The organism is Serratia sp. 2880STDY5682894 (assembly GCF_001537385.1).
Taxonomy (GTDB): Bacteria; Pseudomonadota; Gammaproteobacteria; order Enterobacterales; family Enterobacteriaceae; genus Serratia; species Serratia nevei.
Genome location: NZ_FCJA01000009.1, coordinates 1 through 20,532, shown reverse-complemented (window position 1 = coordinate 20,532; position 20,532 = coordinate 1). Strand labels below are relative to the sequence as shown.

At 61.7% G+C, this 20,532-nt stretch carries 19 protein-coding genes; 13 read left to right on the top strand and 6 right to left on the bottom strand.

Annotated elements, in window-relative coordinates; translation table 11 throughout:
• The first annotated feature begins 84 nt into the window (after positions 1–84).
• From AWX27_RS19030 to AWX27_RS18990, 9 genes are all read left to right on the top strand, one after another.
• Complete coding sequence (locus AWX27_RS19030) at positions 85–993, top strand: LysR family transcriptional regulator (protein ID WP_060424432.1); 909 nt, start codon at positions 85–87, stop codon at positions 991–993.
• A gap of 267 nt (positions 994–1,260) precedes the next feature.
• The gene (uspA, locus tag AWX27_RS19025; RefSeq protein ID WP_004930988.1) at positions 1,261–1,698 is read left to right on the top strand and encodes a universal stress protein UspA; all 438 of its coding nucleotides are present in this window, start codon (positions 1,261–1,263) and stop codon (positions 1,696–1,698) included.
• Between the two features lie 199 nt (positions 1,699–1,897).
• Entirely contained in the window at positions 1,898–3,241 is a 1,344-nt protein-coding gene (gene gdhA / locus AWX27_RS19020) for an NADP-specific glutamate dehydrogenase (RefSeq protein WP_033649380.1), read from the top strand.
• A gap of 329 nt (positions 3,242–3,570) precedes the next feature.
• The gene (locus AWX27_RS19015; protein WP_060424430.1) at positions 3,571–4,557 is read left to right on the top strand and encodes an autoinducer 2 ABC transporter substrate-binding protein; all 987 of its coding nucleotides are present in this window, start codon (positions 3,571–3,573) and stop codon (positions 4,555–4,557) included.
• 105 nt (positions 4,558–4,662) lie between these two features.
• On the top strand, positions 4,663–6,162 hold the full coding sequence (locus AWX27_RS19010) for a sugar ABC transporter ATP-binding protein (protein ID WP_060424428.1): 1,500 nt from the start codon (positions 4,663–4,665) through the stop codon (positions 6,160–6,162).
• On the top strand, positions 6,155–7,144 hold the full coding sequence (locus AWX27_RS19005; RefSeq protein WP_047729644.1) for an ABC transporter permease: 990 nt from the start codon (positions 6,155–6,157) through the stop codon (positions 7,142–7,144). The genes AWX27_RS19010 and AWX27_RS19005 overlap by 8 nt, the downstream gene beginning before the upstream one ends.
• 1 nt (position 7,145) lies before the next feature.
• Complete coding sequence (locus AWX27_RS19000; protein WP_060424425.1) at positions 7,146–8,099, top strand: ABC transporter permease; 954 nt, start codon at positions 7,146–7,148, stop codon at positions 8,097–8,099.
• A gap of 10 nt (positions 8,100–8,109) precedes the next feature.
• Positions 8,110–9,747 (top strand): FGGY-family carbohydrate kinase, encoded by a 1,638-nt coding sequence (locus AWX27_RS18995; protein WP_038873847.1) that lies wholly within the window; start codon positions 8,110–8,112, stop codon positions 9,745–9,747.
• Positions 9,747–10,346 (top strand): KpsF/GutQ family sugar-phosphate isomerase, encoded by a 600-nt coding sequence (locus AWX27_RS18990; protein ID WP_060424423.1) that lies wholly within the window; start codon positions 9,747–9,749, stop codon positions 10,344–10,346. The genes AWX27_RS18995 and AWX27_RS18990 overlap by 1 nt, the downstream gene beginning before the upstream one ends.
• A gap of 28 nt (positions 10,347–10,374) precedes the next feature.
• Here the strand turns inward: AWX27_RS18990 and rsmJ are convergent, their stop codons facing one another.
• From rsmJ to AWX27_RS18970, 4 genes are all read right to left on the bottom strand, one after another.
• Positions 10,375–11,121: a 16S rRNA (guanine(1516)-N(2))-methyltransferase RsmJ gene (gene rsmJ / locus AWX27_RS18985; RefSeq protein WP_060424419.1), complete on the bottom strand. Its 747-nt coding sequence runs from the start codon at positions 11,119–11,121 to the stop codon at positions 10,375–10,377.
• A gap of 8 nt (positions 11,122–11,129) precedes the next feature.
• The gene (prlC, locus tag AWX27_RS18980) at positions 11,130–13,172 is read right to left on the bottom strand and encodes an oligopeptidase A (RefSeq protein ID WP_060424417.1); all 2,043 of its coding nucleotides are present in this window, start codon (positions 13,170–13,172) and stop codon (positions 11,130–11,132) included.
• A 118-nt stretch (positions 13,173–13,290) separates the two neighbouring features.
• Positions 13,291–13,752, bottom strand: a complete 462-nt coding sequence (locus AWX27_RS18975; protein ID WP_060424415.1) for an HIT family protein — start codon at positions 13,750–13,752, stop codon at positions 13,291–13,293.
• A gap of 16 nt (positions 13,753–13,768) precedes the next feature.
• Entirely contained in the window at positions 13,769–14,173 is a 405-nt protein-coding gene (locus AWX27_RS18970; RefSeq protein ID WP_060424412.1) for an ASCH domain-containing protein, read from the bottom strand.
• A gap of 135 nt (positions 14,174–14,308) precedes the next feature.
• Here AWX27_RS18970 and AWX27_RS18965 point away from each other — a divergent pair, with 135 nt between their 5' ends.
• The 4 genes from AWX27_RS18965 (at position 14,309) to AWX27_RS18950 (ending at position 19,066) form a co-directional block, all read left to right on the top strand.
• On the top strand, positions 14,309–15,151 hold the full coding sequence (locus AWX27_RS18965; RefSeq protein WP_004931012.1) for a 23S rRNA (adenine(2030)-N(6))-methyltransferase RlmJ: 843 nt from the start codon (positions 14,309–14,311) through the stop codon (positions 15,149–15,151).
• Between the two features lie 130 nt (positions 15,152–15,281).
• Positions 15,282–16,634 carry a glutathione-disulfide reductase gene (gorA, locus tag AWX27_RS18960; protein ID WP_025304617.1) on the top strand — a complete coding sequence of 451 codons (1,353 nt, stop codon included), beginning with the start codon at positions 15,282–15,284 and terminating at the stop codon, positions 16,632–16,634.
• A gap of 156 nt (positions 16,635–16,790) precedes the next feature.
• The gene (locus tag AWX27_RS18955) at positions 16,791–17,285 is read left to right on the top strand and encodes a putative pterin-binding protein (protein WP_033636391.1); all 495 of its coding nucleotides are present in this window, start codon (positions 16,791–16,793) and stop codon (positions 17,283–17,285) included.
• Entirely contained in the window at positions 17,282–19,066 is a 1,785-nt protein-coding gene (locus AWX27_RS18950) for an ATP-binding response regulator (protein WP_060424410.1), read from the top strand. The genes AWX27_RS18955 and AWX27_RS18950 overlap by 4 nt, the downstream gene beginning before the upstream one ends.
• On the opposite strand, the gene AWX27_RS18945 is transcribed toward AWX27_RS18950, so the two are convergent.
• Positions 19,056–19,907 (bottom strand): helix-turn-helix domain-containing protein, encoded by an 852-nt coding sequence (locus tag AWX27_RS18945; RefSeq protein WP_038873866.1) that lies wholly within the window; start codon positions 19,905–19,907, stop codon positions 19,056–19,058. The genes AWX27_RS18950 and AWX27_RS18945 overlap by 11 nt on opposite strands.
• Before the next feature lie 456 nt (positions 19,908–20,363).
• Positions 20,364–20,532 (bottom strand): autotransporter outer membrane beta-barrel domain-containing protein (locus AWX27_RS25160; RefSeq protein WP_154640391.1); only part of this gene is annotated, 169 nt, incomplete at its 5' end.

Here is a 20,532-nt window from a genome sequence, read left to right as displayed (position 1 = left end):
GCCCCCGCACCTGCTCGCGCGCAACCGCGCCATGCGGCTACACTCTCTGTCAGAAACGGCGCCAAGGAACAGCAGGTCAACGAGATGGACAGATTCAATCAATACCGCGTATTCGTACAGGTGGCGGAAATGGGCAGCTTTATCCGGGCGGCCCATGCGCTGGAGGTGCCGCGCGCCTCGGTGTCCGCCGCCGTGCAACAGCTGGAAACGCAGCTGGGCGTGCGCCTGCTGCACCGCACCACGCGGCAGGTGCGGCTGACCGCCGACGGCGAACAGCTGCTCGAGCGGCTGCGCCCGCTGCTGGCCGAGGTGGAAGACATCGATCAGTCGTTTCAGGCCAGCCAGCGCCAGGCCTCCGGCCGGCTCAGCGTCGACGTGCCGAGCCGCATCGCCCGCCGGCTGATCGCGCCTGCGCTGCCCGGCCTGCTGCGGCGCCATCCCCACCTGCAGCTGGTGCTCGGCTCCGCCGATCGCGCCATCGATCTGGTGCAGGAAGGGGTCGACTGCGCAGTGCGCGTCGGCGATCTGCACGACAGCAGCCTGGTAATGCGCCCGCTCGGCCATATCGCGCTGATCAACTGCGCCAGCCCCGCTTACCTGGGCGAATTCGGCCATCCGCGCCAGCCCGGCGATCTCGTCGAGGGACACTGGAGCATCGGCTACGCCTCGCCCAAAACCGGCCGCGAATCCCCCTGGGAATACCTGGCCGACGACGGCCATACGCAACGGCTCGAACTGCCCAGCCGGGTGGTGGTCAACAACGCCGAAAGCTATATCGCCTGCTGCCGCGCCGGGCTGGGGCTGATGCAGATCCCGCGCTACGACGTGCAACACCTGCTCGACGCCGGTGAACTGCTGGAAGTCCTGCCCGGTTACCGCGCCGCCTCCATGCCGATCGCCCTGATCTACCCCCACCGCCGCCAGCGATCGCGCCGCCTGGCGGTGTTTCATGAGTGGTTTGAAAGCCTGCTGCAGCCGCATCTGGAGCGCTGATTGCACATTTAGCGCTATACTTTGTTTAATAACGCTTATAATTCAAGCGGTCAGACCGTCAGCATCCGCATAATCCATAGGCTTTTGCGCCGCGCGGGTGTACAACGAAAGGTATCGGGCGGAGAGATTTTCGATGCGGCGCAGTGTGATCGCCCCAACATATCATTGCGTTATCCGAATGATACTATGGAACCAAAAGCGCCAGGCGGGTAAACGGAACGCCTGCTAACCCTTTTTAATCGGCATGTTTATGGAAGGAGTATTCTTATGGCTTACAAACACATACTGATCGCGGTGGACCTATCCCCGGAAAGCAAGATCCTGGTAGAAAAAGCCGTCTCGATGGCGCGGCCGTACAACGCTAAAGTTTCTCTGATCCACGTCGATGTCAACTATTCCGACCTTTATACCGGCCTTATCGACGTCAATCTCGGCGACATGCAAAAACGCATCTCCGAGGAAACCCATCAGGCGCTGACCGAGCTGTCGCAGAACGCCGGCTACCCGATCACCGAGACCCTGAGCGGCAGCGGCGATCTGGCGCAGGTATTGGTCGATGCCATCAAGAAATACGACATGGACCTGGTGTTGTGCGGCCACCACCAGGACTTCTGGAGCAAGCTGATGTCTTCCGCTCGCCAGCTGATCAATACCGTGCACATCGATATGCTGATCGTGCCGCTGCGCGATGAAGAAGACGAATAAAGTAAGCACTTGCTAACTTAACTGCCCAACGCCCGCGCCCTGCGGGCGTTTTTCATGCCGCCACGCCGATTAATCGCTTGATAATCAACCGCCCTCCGATGATATAGTCGCTAAAGACACAACATCCTCCCCCGGGCATCGCCTATACCCATATCTATAAGAAATAGCGGGGGAAATTTAATGCGAAAAGGAGTTATCCATGGAATATGCCGTATCGGTAGAGTCTTTCCTGTCCTCGTTACAACGCCATAACCCCCACCAGCCGGAATATCTGCAGGCGGTACGCGAAGTGTTCACCTCGCTGTGGCCGTTTATCGAACGTAATCCGCGCTATCGCGAACAGGCGCTGCTGGAGCGCCTGGTAGAGCCCGAGCGCGTCATTCAGTTCCGCGTCAGCTGGGTGGACGATCGCGGCCAGGTGCAGGTCAACCGCGCCTTCCGCGTGCAGTTCAACTCGGCCATCGGCCCCTACAAGGGCGGCATGCGCTTCCACCCGTCGGTAAACCTGTCGATCCTGAAGTTCCTCGGTTTTGAGCAGACCTTCAAGAACGCGTTGACCACCCTGCCGATGGGCGGCGGCAAAGGCGGCTCCGATTTCGATCCGAAGGGCAAAAGCCAGGGCGAGATCATGCGCTTCTGCCAGGCACTGATGACCGAGCTGTATCGCCATCTGGGCCCGGACACCGACGTGCCGGCCGGCGATATCGGCGTCGGCGGCCGCGAAGTCGGCTTTATGGCCGGCATGATGAAAAAACTGTCCAACAATACCGCCTGCGTATTTACCGGCAAGGGCCTCTCCTTCGGCGGCAGCCTGATCCGCCCCGAGGCGACCGGCTATGGCCTGGTTTACTTCACCGACGCCATGCTGCAGCGCCACGGCCTGGGCTTTGAGGGCATGCGGGTGGCGGTGTCCGGCTCCGGCAACGTGGCGCAGTACACCATCGAGAAAGCGCTGGAGCTGGACGCGCGCGTGATCACCGTGTCGGATTCCGGCGGCACCCTGGTGGACGAAGACGGCTTCACCACTGAGAAGCTGGCGCACCTGGCGGAGATCAAAAACCAACGCTACGGCCGGGTGGCGGACTACGCCCGCGAACGCGGCCTGACGTATCTGGCGGGCCAGCAGCCGTGGAACGTGCCGGTGGATATCGCCCTGCCGTGCGCCACCCAGAACGAACTGGATCTCGAGGCGGCGCAGACGCTGATCCGCAACGGGGTGAAGGCGGTGGCGGAAGGCGCCAACATGCCGACCACCATCCAGGCCACCGACGCCTTCCTCGACGCCGGCGTGCTGTTCGCGCCGGGCAAGGCGGCCAACGCCGGCGGCGTCGCCACCTCGGGGCTGGAGATGGCGCAAAACGCCGCGCGCATCGGCTGGCGGGCAGAGAAAGTGGATGTACGTTTACAACATATCATGGCCGATATTCACCACGCCTGCGTGGAATACGGCGGCGAAGGCAAGCAAACCCACTACGTGCACGGCGCGAATATCGCCGGTTTCGTCAAGGTCGCGGACGCCATGCTGGCGCAGGGCGTGCTGTAATCCGCCTTAAAGGTGATCTTGTTCACACATCGATTAAATGCTTCAATGCCGGCCTCTGCGCCGGCATTTTTTTATGCTTTCCCTCCATCCAAATGATGCCAATACGTTAAATAAAAGTTAATAAAAGGTTTTTTATTGCTTATTAATCGGTAGTAAATTTACCACCACCAAATAATTAAACATTTATTTAACACTAAATACGCCATTATTTTACTTAAATGTGCACAGATCACATTTCATTAACTTCAGCTACGCCCCCTCTTCCATTCCTTTGTAATCTGCAGCGGTGGAAAAACCGCCACCCCTACAGATAAAAAAAGGTACAGCTAATGAAATTTAACCTCGCATTATTAAATGCATGTGTGGTTTCTGCGTGCATGTTATCGACAACACCTGTGTTCGCCGCTGATAAGTATGAGATTGCCGTGGTCGCTAAAGTGACCGGCATTCCGTGGTTCAACCGCATGGAAGTGGGCGTCAACGAAGCGGCGAAAAAACTCGACGTCAACGCCTACCAGACCGGCCCTTCTACGCCGGATCCGGCCGCGCAGGTCAAGGTGATTGAGGATCTGATCGCCAAGAACGTCAACGCCATCATCGTGGTGCCGAACGACGCCAAGGTGCTGGAGCCGGTGCTGAAAAAAGCGCGCGACAAAGGCATCGTGGTGCTGACCCATGAATCCCCGGACCAGCAGATCGGCCAGTGGGACATCGAGACCATCGACAGCGAGAAATACGCGCAGGCCAACGTCGATGAGCTGGCGAAAGACATGGGCGGCAAAGGCGGCTATGCGATCTACGTCGGCTCGCTGACCGTGCCGCTGCACAACGCCTGGGCCGACTCCGCCATCAAATACCAGAAAGAAAAATACCCGGACATGTTTGAAGTCACCTTGCGCCTGCCGGTGGCGGAAAGCATCGACAAATCCTACGCCACCACGCTGGATCTGATGAAAACCTATCCGCAGATGAAGGGCATCATCGGCTTCGGCTCGCTCGGCCCGATCGGCGCCGGCCAGGCGGTGGCCAAGAAACGCGCCAAGGACAAAATCGCGGTGGTGGGCATCGCCATGCCGGCGCAGGCCGCCCCTTACCTGACGCGCGGCGACATCAAGAAAGCGCTGCTGTGGGATCCGAAAGACGCCGGTTATGCGCTGGTGACGGTGGCCGACCAGCTGCTGCAGGGCAAGGAAGTGAACAAAGACCTGTCGATCGAGGGCCTTGGCAAGGCTGACGTCGATATGGAACACAAAGTGATTCGGTTTAATAAGATTTTGGAAGTGACCAAAGACAACGCCCAATCGCTTGGATTCTGATTTTTCGCGTAATTTCGCCACACCGGGAAAGTAGTTAAACCCTCGTAGGGGCGCAGCATTGCTGCGCCCAGGGCTTCGGCCGCTACGCAAGCACAGGTTAACGTTATGACAGCCTCCCCCGCATTTATCACCCTGGAGAATATCAGCAAGCGATTCCCAGGCGTGCTGGCATTAGACCAGATCAACCTGACGCTGAATAAAGGCGAAGTGCACTGCCTGGCCGGGCAAAACGGCTGCGGCAAAAGCACCATCATTAAAATCATCTCCGGCGTTTATCAGCCGGAAAAAGGCGCCAACATTTCGCTGGAAGGTAAACTCTTCCACGCCCTGACGCCGCAGCTGTCCGGTTATTACGGCATACAGGTGATCTACCAGGACCTGTCGCTGTTCCCCAACCTGACGGTGGCGGAGAACATCGCCATCCACCGTTACCTGCCCGGCGGCCGCTTCTGGGTGCGCAAGCGGGTGATGCGCCAGACGGCGCTCGACGCCATGGCGCGGGTCGGCATACGCATCGACCCCGATAAAAAGGTGGAAAAACTGTCGATCGCCGATCGGCAACTGGTGGCGATTTGCCGCGCCATCGCCGCCGAGGCGCGGTTGGTTATCATGGACGAACCGACCGCCTCGCTGACCCGCCAGGAGGTCGACGGCCTGCTGCGGGTGGTCAACGAGCTGAAGGCGGCCGGCATCTGCGTGGTATTCGTCAGCCACAGATTGGATGAAGTAATGGAAGTCGCCGATCGCATCAGCGTGATGCGCGACGGCAAGCTGGTGGGCACCTGGCCGGCCAGCGAACTGGACAGCCATGAACTGGCGTTCCTGATGACCGGCCAACGCTTCCACTACAGCCCGCTGCCGCCGCTGCCGCCGGCCGAACAGGCGCCGCTGCTCGAGGTGCGCAACCTCAGCCGCGGCGAGAAATACCGCAACGTCAATCTGGCGCTGCGCGGCGGCGAGATCGTCTCGATCGTCGGCCTGCTCGGCGCCGGCCGCACCGAACTGTGCCTCAGCCTGTTCGGCATGACGCGGCCGGACAGCGGCGAGATCCGCATCGAGGGCCAGACGGTGCAGCTGCACAACAACCGCGAAGCGGTGCGCCACGGCATCGGCTATGTGTCGGAGGATCGCCTGACGCAGGGGTTGATCATGGAACAATCCATCTACGACAACACCATCGTCACCGTCTTCAATCGGCTGCATACCTCGCTCGGGCTGTTGGATCACGCCAAGGCGACCGAGCTGGTCAACCGGCTGATCCGCGATCTGAACATCAAGGTGTCCGACAGCGCGTTGCCGGTGAAAACCCTGTCCGGCGGCAACGCCCAGCGTATCGCCATCGCCAAATGGGTGGCGACCCAGCCGAAGATCCTGATCCTCGACTCGCCCACCGTCGGCGTGGACATCGCCAACAAAGAGGGGATCTACCAGATCGCCCGCGATCTGGCGCAGCTGGGCATGGCGGTGCTGATGATCTGCGACGAGATCCCGGAAGCCTATTACAACAGCCATCGGGTGATGGTGATGCGCAAGGGCGAACTGATCGCCGAATTCGCGCCGCACCAGAGTACCGAGCAACAGATCGCCGAGGTGGTGAATGGATAAGTCATTATTGGCCCGCCTGGCCGGGCGGCACGAGTTTTATCTCGGCCTGTTGGTGCTGCTGCTGGCGATCGGCCTGAGCGCCGGCACCGACGAATTCCTGACGCTCGGCAACCTGACCGACGTCGCCACCAGCTACGCCATTCTCGGCATCCTGGCCTGCGGGCTGTTCGTGGTGCTGATCGCCGGCGGCATCGACATTTCGTTCCCGGCGGTCACCGCCATCGCCCAGTATGTGATGGCCAGCTGGGTGATCCAGCACGGCGGCAGCTTCCCGCTGGCGTTCGCCCTGGCGATTGGCGTCGGCCTGCTGCTCGGGCTGGTGAACGGTTTCCTGGTGTACTGGCTGAAAGTGCCGGCGATCATCATCACCATCGCCACCCTTAACCTGTTCTACGGCCTGCTGGTGTACGCCACCAACGGCACCTGGCTGTACGGCTTCCCGGACTGGTTCATGAACGGCATCAACTGGTTCTCGTTCCAGGGCGCCGACGGCTACGACTACGGCCTGACGCTGCCGCTGCTGTGCCTGCTGGGGACCATCGTCGTCACCGGCGTGCTGATGAACCGCACCCGGCTGGGGCGCCAGATCTACGCGATGGGCGGCAACCGCGACGCGGCGTCGCGCCTGGGGTTGAACCTGCTGCGGCTGCATTTTTGCGTCTACGGCTACATGGGCATTCTGGCCGGCGTCGCGGCGGTAGTGCAGGCGCAGATCACCCAGTCGGTGGCCCCCAACTCGCTGCTCGGCTTCGAGCTGACGGTATTGGCGGCGGTGGTGCTGGGCGGCACCAGCATGAGCGGCGGCCGCGGCTCGTTGACCGGCACCCTGCTCGGCGTGGTGCTGCTGGCCTTCCTGCAAAACGGGCTGACGCTGCTCAGCGTCTCGGCCTATTGGCACCAGGTGTTCAGCGGCGCGATCATTTTGATCAGCATCAGCACCACCGCCTGGAACGAAAAACGCAAGCTGCTCAAGGAGATCTGACATGACGCAGTTAACTCGGTTGATCCCAAGCGATCGGATCATTCGCCTGCAGGGCGCGATCATCATCGCGGTGGCGCTGCTCTTCGCCGGGCTGCTCGGATCGCGCTTCTTCAGCCTCGGCAACTTCCAGTCGATCGCCTCGCAGCTGCCGATCCTCGGCCTGCTGGCGCTCGGCATGGGCATCACCATGCTGACCGGCGGCATCAACCTGTCGATCATCGCCGGCGCCAACGCCTGTTCGCTGGTGATGGCGGCGATCATCGTCAGCCATCCCGACCAGCCGCTGTTCCTGGCGCTGGCGCTGTTGGCCGGCCTGCTGGTGGCGGTGGCGATCGGCGCGCTGAACGGCGCGCTGGTGGCCTGGATCGGCGTCTCGCCAATCCTCGCCTCGCTCGGCACCATGACGCTGATCACCGGCCTGAATATCCTGCTGTCCAACGGCGCGGTGATCTCCGGCTTCCCGGCAGCGATTCAATTTCTCGGCAACGGCGCCGTGCTCGGCGTGCCGGTGGCGCTGATCCTGTTCCTGCTGGTGGCGGCCGGGCTGTGGCTGCTGCTGGAGCACACCACGCTGGGCCGCAGCCTGTACCTGATCGGCTCTAACGAACAGGCCACCCGCTTCAGCGGCGTGAACACCGCACGGGTGCAGATCGCGGTGTATATCCTGTCGGCGCTGCTCGGCTGGGGCGCCGCCCTGCTGATGATGGCCAAGTTCAACTCGGCCAAGGCCGGCTACGGCGAATCTTATCTGCTGGTGACCATTCTGGCCTCGGTGCTGGGCGGCATTAACCCAGACGGCGGTTTCGGCCGTATTCTGGGGCTGGTGCTGGCGCTGATCGTGCTGCAAATGTTGGAAAGCGGCCTCAATCTGCTGGGGGTCAGCAGCTACCTGACCATGGCCCTGTGGGGCGGCGTGCTGATCCTGTTTATCGCGTTACAGAATCGAAAAGCCTGAGGAGAAAATAATGGCGAGCTATTTTATTGGCGTAGATGTGGGCACCGGAAGCGCGCGCGCGGGCGTATTCGATCTCAATGGCCGCATGGTCGGCCAGGCCAGCCGGGCCATCGATCTGTACCGGCCGAAGGCGGATTTCGTTGAGCAGTCGTCGGATAACATCTGGCAGGCGGTGTGCAATGCGGTGCGCGACGCGGTCAACCAGGCCGACATCAACCCGATTCAGGTCAAGGGGCTGGGCTTCGACGCCACCTGTTCGCTGGTGGTGCTGGATAAAGAGGGCAAGCCGCTGACCGTCAGCCCCTCCGGCCGCACCGAACAGAACATCATCGTGTGGATGGATCACCGGGCGATCGCCCAGGCCGAGCGCATCAACGCCACCAAACACCGGGTGCTGGACTTCGTCGGCGGCATCATTTCGCCGGAGATGCAGACGCCGAAACTGCTGTGGCTGAAACAGCACATGCCCACCACCTGGGCCAACGCCGGTTACCTGTTCGATCTGCCGGACTTCCTCACCTGGCGCGCCACCCAGGACGCCACCCGTTCGCTGTGCTCGACGGTGTGCAAGTGGACCTATCTCGGCCACGAGCAGCGCTGGGACAAGAGCTACTTCCAGCAGATCGGGCTGGAAGACGTGCTGGAACATGACGCGGCCAAGATCGGCAGCGACGTCAAAATGATGGGCGAGCCGCTGGGCCACGGCCTGACCCAGCGCGCCGCCAGCGAGATGGGGCTGATCGCCGGCACGGCGGTGAGCGTGTCGATCATCGACGCCCACGCCGGCACCCTCGGCACGCTGGGCGCCACCGGCGTCTCCGGTGAGGTGGCCGACTTCAACCGCCGCGTCGCGCTGATCGGCGGCACCTCCACCGGCCACATGGCGATGTCGCGCACCGCGCGCTTTATCGGCGGCGTCTGGGGGCCGTATTACTCGGCGATCCTGCCGGAATACTGGCTGAACGAGGGCGGCCAGTCCGCCACCGGCGCGCTGATAGACCACGTCATCCAGTCGCACCCGTGCTACCCGGAGCTGCTGGCGCAGGCGAAAACCCAGGGACAGACCATCTATGAAGTGCTGAACGCCATTCTGCGCCGCATGGCCGGCGAGCCGGAGAATATCGCCTTCCTGACGCAGGACATCCATATGCTGCCGTACTTCCACGGCAACCGCTCGCCGCGCGCCAACCCGACGCTGACCGGCATCCTGACCGGGCTGAAGCTGTCGCGCACGCCGGAGGACATGGCGCTGCACTACCTGGCCACCATTCAGGCCATCGCGCTCGGCACCCGCCACATCATCGAAACCATGAACCACAGCGGCTACAGCATCGACACCATCATGGCCAGCGGCGGCGGCACCAAGAACCCGATCTTCGTGCAGGAGCACGCCAACGCCACCGGCTGCGCCATGCTGCTGCCGGAGGAGAGCGAAGCGATGCTGCTGGGCGGCGCCATGATGGGCACCGTGGCAGCGGGCGTGTTCGACACCCTGCCGGAGGCGATGAGCGCCATGAGCCGCATCGGCAAGACGGTCACGCCGCAGACCAACCAGATAAAAAGCTACTACGACCGCAAATACCGGGTATTCCACGAGCTGTACAACGACCACATGAAATACCGCCGGTTGATGCAGGAGGAGGCGTGATGCAGCAGGAATGGCGGCAGGCCGTGCAGGGTTGGCAAACCTACAGCCAGGAGCTGGCGCAGCTGGGCGAGCGCCTCGACGCGCGCACCTGGCAGCGGCTGCTGGCGCTGCTGGCCGACTGCCGCGGTAAAATCGCCGTCACCGGCGTCGGCACCTCGGGGATTGCGGCGCGCAAGATAGCCCACATGCTGGCCTGCGTGGAACGGCCGGCGGTCTACCTCGACGCCACCGGCGCGGCGCACGGCGACCTGGGTTTTCTGCGCGCCGACGATCTGCTGATCCTGATCTCGCGCGGCGGCAATTCCGACGAGCTGACCCGCCTGCTGCCAACGCTGCAGGCCAAGGGTGTGACGCTGATCGCGGTGACGGAAAACCCGCATTCCGCCATCGCGCAGGCGGCGCAGCTGACGATCGCCACCGGGGTGCAAAAGGAGATAGATCCGCTGAACATGCTGGCCACCACCTCAATTGTGCTGGTGCTGGCGATCTTCGACGCCGCCTGCGCCTGCCTGATGGCGCGCAGCGGTTACGACAAGGAGGCCTTGCTGGCGGTGCATCCGGGCGGCGGCGTGGGGAAAAGTTTGCGGGAGGAAAACTGAGGGCCCGACACCGCGGGCCCGGCAGACATTACAGCGGCATGTAGATATCGAAACGGTGGCTTTTGGTCAGCGTGGCGGCGTGCGCCGGCACGTCGGCCAGCGGCGGCGCGTAGTCCGGACGTTTCACCACCACGCGCTTGGTCGCCAGGCGGCGCGCCGGCTCCAGCAGGCCGTCGGCGTCATCGTCGCTGCCCACCAGCGATTGAAACACCCGCATCTCTTTCTTCACCAGCGCGCTTTTTTGCTTGTGCGGGAACATCGGATCGAGATACACCACCTCGGGGCGCGGGCTGAGATCCGCCAGCGCCGTCAGGCTGGAGGCGTGCAGCAGCGTCAGGCGCTCGCGCAGCCACGGGCCGATTTCCGCATCCTGATAGCCGCGCTGCAGGCCGTTGTCCAGCAACGCCGCCACCACCGGATTGCGCTCCAGCATCCGTACCCGGCAGCCCAGCGCCGCCAGCACGAAGGCGTCGCGCCCCAGCCCGGCGGTAGCGTCCACCACGTCCGGCAGATAGCTGCCCTTGATGCCGACCGCTTTGGCCACCGCCTCGCCGCGGCCGCCGCCGAAGCGGCGCCGGTGCGCCATGGTGCCGGTGACGAAATCGACGTAGATCCCGCCGAGCTTCGGCTCGTCGCGCTTGCGCAGCTCCAGCCGCTGCGGGGTCAGTACCAGCGCCATCGGCGCGTCGTCGTCGGACGTCAGCTGCCAGCGCTGCGCCAAAACAGACAAGGCGCCGGGATCGGCGCCTGCTTCACACAATAAACACACGCTCACGTGTCGGGTTATCCTTTAATGCCGTAATGGCGCAGCATAGCATCCAGCTGCGGCTCGCGGCCACGGAAGCGTTTGAACAGCGCCATCGGCTCTTCCGAACCGCCGCGCGACAGGATGTTGTCGAGGAAGGATTTGCCGGTTTCGGCGTTGAAAATCCCCTCTTCTTCGAAGCGCGAGTAGGCGTCGGCCGACAACACTTCCGCCCACAGGTAGCTGTAGTAACCGGCCGCATAGCCGCCGGCGAAGATGTGGCTGAAGGCGTGCGGGAAGCGGCCCCAGCTCGGCGAAGGCACCACCGCCACCATTTTCTTCACTTCCGCCAGCGTCGGCAGGATCTGCGCCCCTTTTTCCGGGTTGTATTCGAAGTGCATGCGGAAATCGAACAGGCCGAACTCCAGCTGGCGCAGGATGAACAGCGCCGCCTGGTAATTCTTGGCCGCCAGCAGCTTGTCGAGCATGGCCTTCGGCAGCGGCTCGCCGCTCTGGTAGTGGCCCGAGATAAACGCCAGCGCTTCCGGCTCCCAGCACCAGTTTTCCATAAACTGGCTCGGCAGTTCGACCGCATCCCACGGCACCCCGTTGATGCCGGAGACGCCGGCGGTATCGATCTGCGTCAGCATGTGGTGCAGACCGTGGCCGAACTCGTGGAACAGCGTGGTCACTTCGTTATGGGTGAACAGCGCCGGCTGGTCGCCCAGCGGACGGTTGAAGTTGCAGGTCAGGTAAGCGACCGGTTTTTGCAGCGTGCCGTCGGCCTTGCGCAGGCTGCCGACGCAGTCGTCCATCCAGGCGCCGCCGCGTTTGTTTTCGCGGGCGTACAGATCGAGGTAGAAGCTGCCGCGCAGCTCGCCGTCGGCGTCGAACAGATCGAAGAAACGCACGTCCGGATGCCAGGTCTCCACGTCTTTACGCTCTTTGGCGGTGATGCCGTAAATGCGTTTCACCACTTCGAACAGCCCTTCCACCACCCGCTGCTCCGGGAAGTACGGGCGCAGCTGCTCGTCGCTGATGGAGAACAGGTGCTGCTTCTGTTTTTCGCCGTAATAGGTGATGTCCCAGGCTTCGAGCTCGTCCACGCCATAGTGCTGTTTGGCGAAGGCGCGCAGCTGCGCCAGCTCCTGCTCGGCCTGCGGGCGGGCGCGCTTGGCCAGATCGCTCAGGAAGCCGATCACCTGCTCCGGGCTCTCCGCCATTTTGGTCGCCAGCGACTTGTCGGCGTAGGTATCGAAGCCCAGCAGCTGAGCCAGCTCGTGGCGCAACGCCAGCGTTTCCGCCATCACTTCGCTGTTGTCCCATTTGCCGGCGTTCGGCCCCTGATCGGAGGCGCGGGTGGCGAAGGCGCGGTACATCTCTTCGCGCAGCGCGCGGTTGTCGGCGTAGGTCAACACCGGCAGGTAGCTCGGCATGTCCAGCGTCAGCAGCCAGCCGTCCTGCTCTTTGGCCTGCGCCATCGCCTGTGCCTGCGCCAGGGCGCTCTCCGGCAGGCCGCTCAGCTCTGCTTCGTCGGTAATCAGTTTGCTCCAGCCCATGGTGGCGTCGAGCACGTTGTTGCTGTAGGTAGAACCCAGTTCGGACAGGCGCGCGACGATCTCGCCGTAGCGCTGCTGTTTATCCGCCGACAGGCCGATGCCCGACAGTTCGAAATCGCGCAGCGCGTTGTCCACCGCCTTGCGCTGCGGCACGCTCAGCGCCTCGAACGCCGCGCCTTCTTTCAGGCTGCGGTAGGCCTGGTACAGCCCTTCGTGCTGGCCAACCCAGGTGCCGTATTCAGACAGCAGCGGCAGCGCCTGCTCATAGGCGGCGCGCAGCTCCGGGCTGTTTTTCACCGAGTTCAGGTGCCCGATCGGCGACCAGATACGCGACAGGCGATCGTCCGACTCCGCCAGCGGCTGACACAGATTGTCCCAGGTGAACGGCCCCGGCTGCGCAACCACGCGCTCTACCGCGGCGCGGCAGTCCGCCAGCGCGGATTGCACCGCAGGGACGATATCTTCAGGGCGGATCGCCGAGAACGGCGGCAGGGAAAACGGGGTCAGCAACGGATTTGTCATAGGGCAGTCCTGATTAGCGTTGGGGCCCGCCGCGGGGGCGAGCCTTAAAATGCGTATGAATCTCTAACATGGAGCCAGACAACAGGAAAATCAATGCCCGGCGTTGATCGTTCGTGCCTTAAACGGCGCTTTGGCGGATGCGGGCGGCCAGCGCCGCCAGCCGATCGTCGTCAGCGCGCGCGGCGTCGTGGGAGGAGATATAGCCCTCGTAACGTTCGAAAAACTTCGGCGAGGTCGATTCGATCGGCCGCCACTGATCCAGCGACGCGGTGCCGTGCAGCGGGATCAGTTTGGCGTGCACATGGTCGACGCCGTAGCCCTCGAACACCATGCCGCAGCGGCCGACGTCGTCGAACGCGCGGTCCAGCTGCTTCGCCACCCGCTTGGTCGCCAGCATCAACGCGCTCAACACCTCGTCTGGCAGGTCAAAGGCGTAGCTCGGGTGGTGCGCCTTGGGGATCACCACGCTGAAACCGTCGGTGTTGGGAAAGATGGACAGGAACGCCAGATGGTCGTCGTCTTCCCAGATTTTATGGCACGGCGCCTTGCCCGCCGCGATGTCGCAAAAAATGCAGCTCATCCTTTCTCCTTATGATTCACAGCGTTTCAACGCGTTCGAACTCTTCGAACACCAGCCACATGTCCGGCGCAAAAGTGCCCTCGCGGGTAAAGAACGCCTGATGCCCCTCGCGCCAAAACGCCAGACTTTTGTCGCCTTCACCCTCTTTGGCCGCCATCTCGGCGGTCACCTGGTCGTAGCGCACCAGGCGCAACGCCAGGGTTTTGATCACGCAGGCCGGTTCGCCGCGGCCGTCGAGAATAATGTTATCGTCGCCGATCATCGGCGTTTGCTCCCGGCGATAGCTCGCATAGGAGCTGCAGGTGGCGGTCTTTTCCCCGCTCAGCACCAACTGCAGCAGTTCGTCGGCCAACTCGGGGCCGTCGCCGAACGCCCAGCGCGCCGCGTCGGGGTAGTTCGCCAAAATCGCCTGTTTGCTCATCGTCCTGTCCCTTTCTGTGAACGTCTGCGGCAACGGAGTCCAGTTTTTCCCGGCCAGACAGTTTATACTGTGCAGATTATAAGCCTTATTGCATTGAATGCTCCGTCTGCGGAGCACAAGGAATCGCCACCCGTCATGTTAAGTTATCGCCACAGTTTCCACGCCGGCAACCACGCCGACGTGCTCAAACACACCGTTCAGAGCCTGATCATTGAGTCGCTGAAGGAAAAAGAGAAGCCATTCCTGTATCTGGATACCCACTCGGGCGCAGGCCGTTATCAGCTCAGCGGCGAACACGCCGAGCGCACCGGCGAATACCTGGAAGGCATCGGCTTGCTGTGGCAGCGCGACGATCTGCCGGAAGAGCTGGCGGCCTACATGAGCGTGGTGCACAACTTCAACCGTTCCGGCACGCTGCGCTACTATCCCGGCTCGCCGCTGATCGCCCGCCAGCTGCTGCGCCCGCAGGACAAAATTCACCTGACCGAGCTGCACCCGAGCGACTACCCGCTGCTGCGCAGCGAGTTCCAGAAAGACGAACGCGCCAAAGTGCAGCGCGCCGACGGCTATCAGCAGCTGAAATCCCAGCTGCCGCCCCTGTCGCGCCGCGGCCTGATCCTGATGGACCCGCCGTATGAAATGAAGACCGATTACCAGGACGTGGTCAAAGGCATTCAGGAAGGCTACAAGCGTTTCGCCACCGGCACTTACGCGCTGTGGTACCCGGTGGTGATGCGCCAGCAGATCAAACGCATGCTGCGCGATCTGGAAGCCACCGGCATTCGCCGCATTCTGCAGATCGAACTGGCGGTGAAACCCGACAGCGATCAGCGCGGCATGACCGCCTCCGGCATGATCGTCATCAACCCGCCGTGGAAGCTGGAACAGCAGATGAAAAACGTGCTGCCGTGGCTGCACAAGGTGCTGGTGCCGTCGGGCATCGGCCACCATCTGGTGAACTGGGTGGTACCGGAATAATCCCCGGCAGGGCGCGGTTCGCCGCGCCCTGCGTCCACCTATCGCAGCCATCGACGCAATCTTTGCGACAAACCCCGGTCAGGCGTTAAACTCTTACCCTCTTCAAATTCACAACTCATGGAAATCCCAGATGACGAAACATTACGATTATCTAGCAATTGGCGGCGGCAGCGGCGGTATCGCATCGATCAACCGGGCAGCCATGTACGGCCAAAAGTGTGCGCTGATTGAAGCCAAAGAGCTGGGCGGCACCTGTGTAAACGTGGGTTGTGTACCGAAAAAAGTCATGTGGCACGCGGCGCAGATCGCCGAGGCCATCCATCAGTACGGCCCGGACTACGGCTTCGACACCACCGTCAACGCCTTCGACTGGAAGAAGCTGGTCGCCAACCGCACCGCCTATATCGACCGCATCCACAACTCCTACGACAACGTGCTGGGCAAGAACAAGGTCGACGTGATCAAAGGCTTCGCGCGCTTCGTGGATGCGCACACCGTGGAAGTGAACGGCGAGACCATCACCGCCGACCACATCCTGATCGCCACCGGCGGCCGCCCGAGCCACCCGGCGATTCCGGGTGCGGAATACGGCATCGACTCCGACGGCTTCTTTGAGCTGGACGCCATGCCGAAGCGCGTCGCCGTAGTCGGCGCCGGCTATATCGCCGTGGAGATCGCCGGCGTGCTGAACGCGCTGGGCGCGGAAACGCACCTGTTCGTGCGCAAGCACGCGCCGCTGCGCAGCTTCGATCCGATGATCGTCGAAACCCTGGTGGAAGTGATGAACACCGAAGGGCCGAGCCTGCACACCGAATCGGTGCCGAAAGCGATCGTCAAGAACGCCGACGGCAGCCTGACGCTGCAGCTGGAAAACGGCAAGGCATTCACCGTCGACTGCCTGATCTGGGCCATCGGCCGCGAACCGGCGACCGACAACCTGAACCTCGGCGTTACCGGGGTGAAGACCAACGAGCAAGGCTATATTGACGTCGATAAGTTCCAGAATACCAACGTCAAAGGCATCTACGCGGTGGGCGACAACACCGGCGCGGTAGAGCTGACCCCGGTCGCCGTGGCCGCCGGCCGCCGCCTGTCCGAGCGCCTGTTCAACAACAAGCCGGACGAGCACCTGGATTACAGCAACATCGCCACCGTGGTGTTCAGCCACCCGCCGATCGGCACCGTCGGCCTGACCGAGCCGGAAGCCATCGAGAAGTTCGGGGCGGACAACGTGAAGGTATACAAATCCTCCTTCACCGCCATGTACAGCGCCGTGACGCAGCACCGTCAGCCGTGCCGCATGAAGCTGGTGTGCGCGGGTAAAGAAGAGAAGATCGTCGGCCTGCACGGCATCGGCTTCGGCATGGATGAAATCCTGCAGGGCTTCGCGGTAGCGGTGAAGATGGGCGCCACCAAGAAGGACTTCGACAACACCGTGGCGATCCACCCGACCGCGGCGGAAGAGTTCGTTACCATGCGCTAACCGCTGCGGTTAGCCCATTCTCAGGCCGGTAAACACCGGCCTGTTCTTTTTGTGCGGTTTACTATTCCCTTCGCACCCGCCTGCTTTTTCTGCCATTATTCTGCCTGATAAATTAGCGGGACTGATACAACCTCCCCGCGCCTCTGGAGAACACCGATGCTGTTCAAACTATGCAAAACCCTTGCGATGGCCTGCGTGGCCCTGATTATCGCCCAGAGCAGCGCGCTCAGCTTTACCCTGGAAGTGGCGGGCAAGATCGACAACGTGACCGACCCGGTCAACAAAAGCTATCTGTTCACCGATAAGCAGCTGTTGGCGATGCCGGTGCGCAGCATCACCACCTCCACGTCCTGGACGCCGCAGAGAAAATTCGAAGGAATTTCGGTAGCCGATATCCTGGAGCGCGTCGGCGCCAAGGGCGAGACGCTGACCTTCTACGCGCTGAACGATTATTACATCGACGTGCCGCTGTCCGACGTCAAAAAGTACAACATGATCCTGGCCTACAAGATGGACGGGGAAATGCTGAAGCTCAGAAACTTCGGCCCGCTGTTCCTGGTTTACCCGCGCGACGCCGCCGGGCCTGAACTGAACTCGCCGTTGTACAACTCGCGCTTTATCTGGCAAGTCGACAGGATCGTGATCAAATGAAGCTGACGACCTTTAAGAACGGCAGCAGGCTGGCGATCCCGGCGATCTTCGCCGCGCTGTTTCTGGTGGCGTCGACCGTCACGCTCTATTACTACAGCGCCACCCTGTCGAAGAAAGGGCTGTATGCCATCGCCGGCACGCAGGAGAACTACTCGTGGTCGATCGCCAAGTTCTCCATCAAGCTGGCGGAATTCGACACCTTCGTCGAGCAGCAGAGCCACGCTCCGCAGGTCGACAACGACAATCTGCGGCTGCGGTTCGAAATCCTCTATTCGCGCTTTTACGTGCTGGAAACCGTCTCCGAATCGACCCAGCCGCTGTACGCCGAGCCGGGCTACCCGGAAGTGGTCAAACAGATGCGCCTGCAGATGGATCGCATCGATAAGCTGCTGGACAGCCCGAAAATCGACTTCGACCAGGTTTTCGCGGCCATGAAGGCCATCAAGCCTTACGCCATCGAAATGGCCAACCTGACCGACCACGCCGAGGTGAAGCAGCGCACCGCCGCCTATGAGGACTACATCGAGAAACGGCACATTATTTTCTATGGGTTGGTGATCGTCATGTTCTCGGTGATTGCGCTGATCGCCATCACCCTGATCGTGTTCCGCCAGCAGCGGCTGACCATTCGCCAGCAGGCCAAGGCGATCGAGGCGGAGAAAGCGACTCGCACCAAGAACGCCTTCCTCGGCGCCATCGGCCACGAGCTGCGCACCTCGTTGCAGAGCGTGATGTCGGCCATCGACGTACTGGTGAACACCCGGGTGTCGGTGGAGCATGCGGACACTTTCCAGCGGCTGGAGACCGCCGCGCAGCAAATCGAAAGCCAGATGAAAGATCTGACCGACTATGCGCACCTCGACAGCGGCATGATGGAATTGCGCATCGTGCCGTTCGACGCGCAGAAGCTGATCGCGGAAACCGCCAACGAAATCGCCACCCTGACCCGCAAAGAGCAGGTCAAACTCAGCTGCGAGGTGGAGTGCAGCCACCTGCTGGTGCACTCCGATCCGCTGCGCATCCGGCAGATTATCGTCAACCTGCTGACCAACGCCTACAAATACACCGAAAGCGGCAGCATCACGCTGCACAGCTGCCTGCGCCGCCAACCGGGCGGCAGTTCGTTGATCATCGAAGTGACCGACACCGGCATCGGTATCGAAAAAGACCAGCTCGATCAGATCTTCAAACCCTTTACCCAGTTGGATCAGTCGCATACCAAGCAGTATGCCGGCGTGGGGATGGGGCTGGCGATCGTGCACGGCCTGGTGACGTTGCTCGACGGCACCATCACGGTGTACAGCGAAATCAAGAAGGGCAGCACCTTTATCGTCAGCATTCCGGTGCAGATCAGTGAAGACGAACGTGCCGACGAGCCCGCCGCCGCCAATGCTTCTCTGCAGCAGAAGCCGCAGCAGATCCTGGTGGTGGATGACAACAAGTCGGTGGGTGACGCCTTTGCGGCGCTATTGGACAAGCTGGGCTATCAGCACGAGCTGTGCGACTCGCCGGAGCGCGCGCTGCAGAAGCTGCTCAGACGCCCTTACGACGCGCTGTTGCTGGATCTGCAGATGCCGGGCATCGACGGGGCCGCCCTGGCCAGGCAGCTGCGCAACCGTCGCGGCCCCAACCGCCATGTGCCGATCATCGGCATCAGCGCCTACACGCCGGAGCAGCTGACGGCGGACCAGCGCGCCCTGTTCGACAACTACCTGATGAAGCCGGTCCGGCTGGATGCGCTGTCGAGCGCGCTGGCCGAGGTGTTCCCCGCTAAAGATTAAAACAGCGTTGCAGTGCGGCTTCGATCACATGGAGCCGCACCGGCTTTTCATAAGGGCCGAGCACGTCGTACTCGCGCATCGCCTGAGCGATTTCCGACTCGCGTCGGTCGGTCCCCAGCTCGCCGGTCAGCACCAGTACCGGCGCATCCGGGTTGTCGGAGGCGCGGATGGTGGCGATACAGCGATCCGCCGTTTCCTCACCGATCAGCCAGTCCACCACGTAGCCGTCGAACAGGCTTTGCTGCAATGCCTGACAGAAGCTGTCGACGTCGTAAAACGCCACCGCGTTAAAGCCGCAGCCGCCGAGATACTTGGCCAGCTCATCGGCCGCCTGATGCGAATCGTCCAATACTGCGATGCTCAGCCGCTCGTCGTCACCGAAGCCGGGCCGGATTTCGATCAGATCGACGCCGTAACGCGGGCCTGCCGGCGCCTCATCGGCGCGATAGATATGCCACTGCCCTTCCACGCGCAGCGCCACAAACTCCGCCGGCCGCCCGGCAGCAAGCTCGTCGCCGATGTGTCCGACGCAAGGTATCGCCACCCCCGCCACGACAAAGATGGCATCGCGCGCCATGTTTGGCTCGGGCGTCTCGTGTTCGGCGCTCAAATCGGCGATCGCCGCCGGCGTTTCTCCCAGCGCGGCCGCGACGCTGTTGATCTGCTCCAGCGTCCAGGGGCTTTGCCCTTTCAGTTTGCGGTGCGCATGTGAAAAACTCAGATCCAAGATGCGGCTGAGCTCTCGGGCATGCTGACGTTTTCCAATCCCGTAATGTAAAAACAGCTCCCTGACCCGATTGGCAATCGACTGTGAATCGAATTTTTGGTGATTGTTATCCATTTGTTCCTTCGATTTTTTTTACTGATTTATCAGTCGTTTTGATTATTTCTGCTGAAAAAGCCACATCTAAAACTAGCATCCCATGCAATTATGCGTTAAAAACGTTGCTTGACATACCATGTTGCATCGTCAAACATGGTATCAAAAGAGACATACAGCAATACACTATAAAAAATAACACCAGCACGTTTTTTAATAATAACCATAGTAACACCAGGGAAAATTTGTTCCGTTGCCGCTACTGAGACGATGAGCACATCGCTCGGACTGCACAAGCAAAACGGGGCTTGAGCCTTTAGCGCTAATCTGTTTTACCCACTTTTGAGCCGGGATCCGTCAGGGTCCCGGTTTTTTATTGCCCCTGGCGCCGCGCCATCATACGGACTCACCCCGCAGCCGCAAATAAAAACGGAGCCGGCATGCCGGCTCCGTTGTCCTTGAGATCGCCGTTGAAGGTCAGAAGCGCCAGGTGAAGCCGGCATTGACGCTGTTGTCCTGGTGGTGCTGCGACAGCAGCCCGCCGTAGCCCAGCGACAGCGTGGCGTTTTCGTTCACCGCCACTTCCGCCCCCGCCTTCAGCACCATGCCATCGCGCGAGACCGGCACGCTGTCCACCACGAACGGC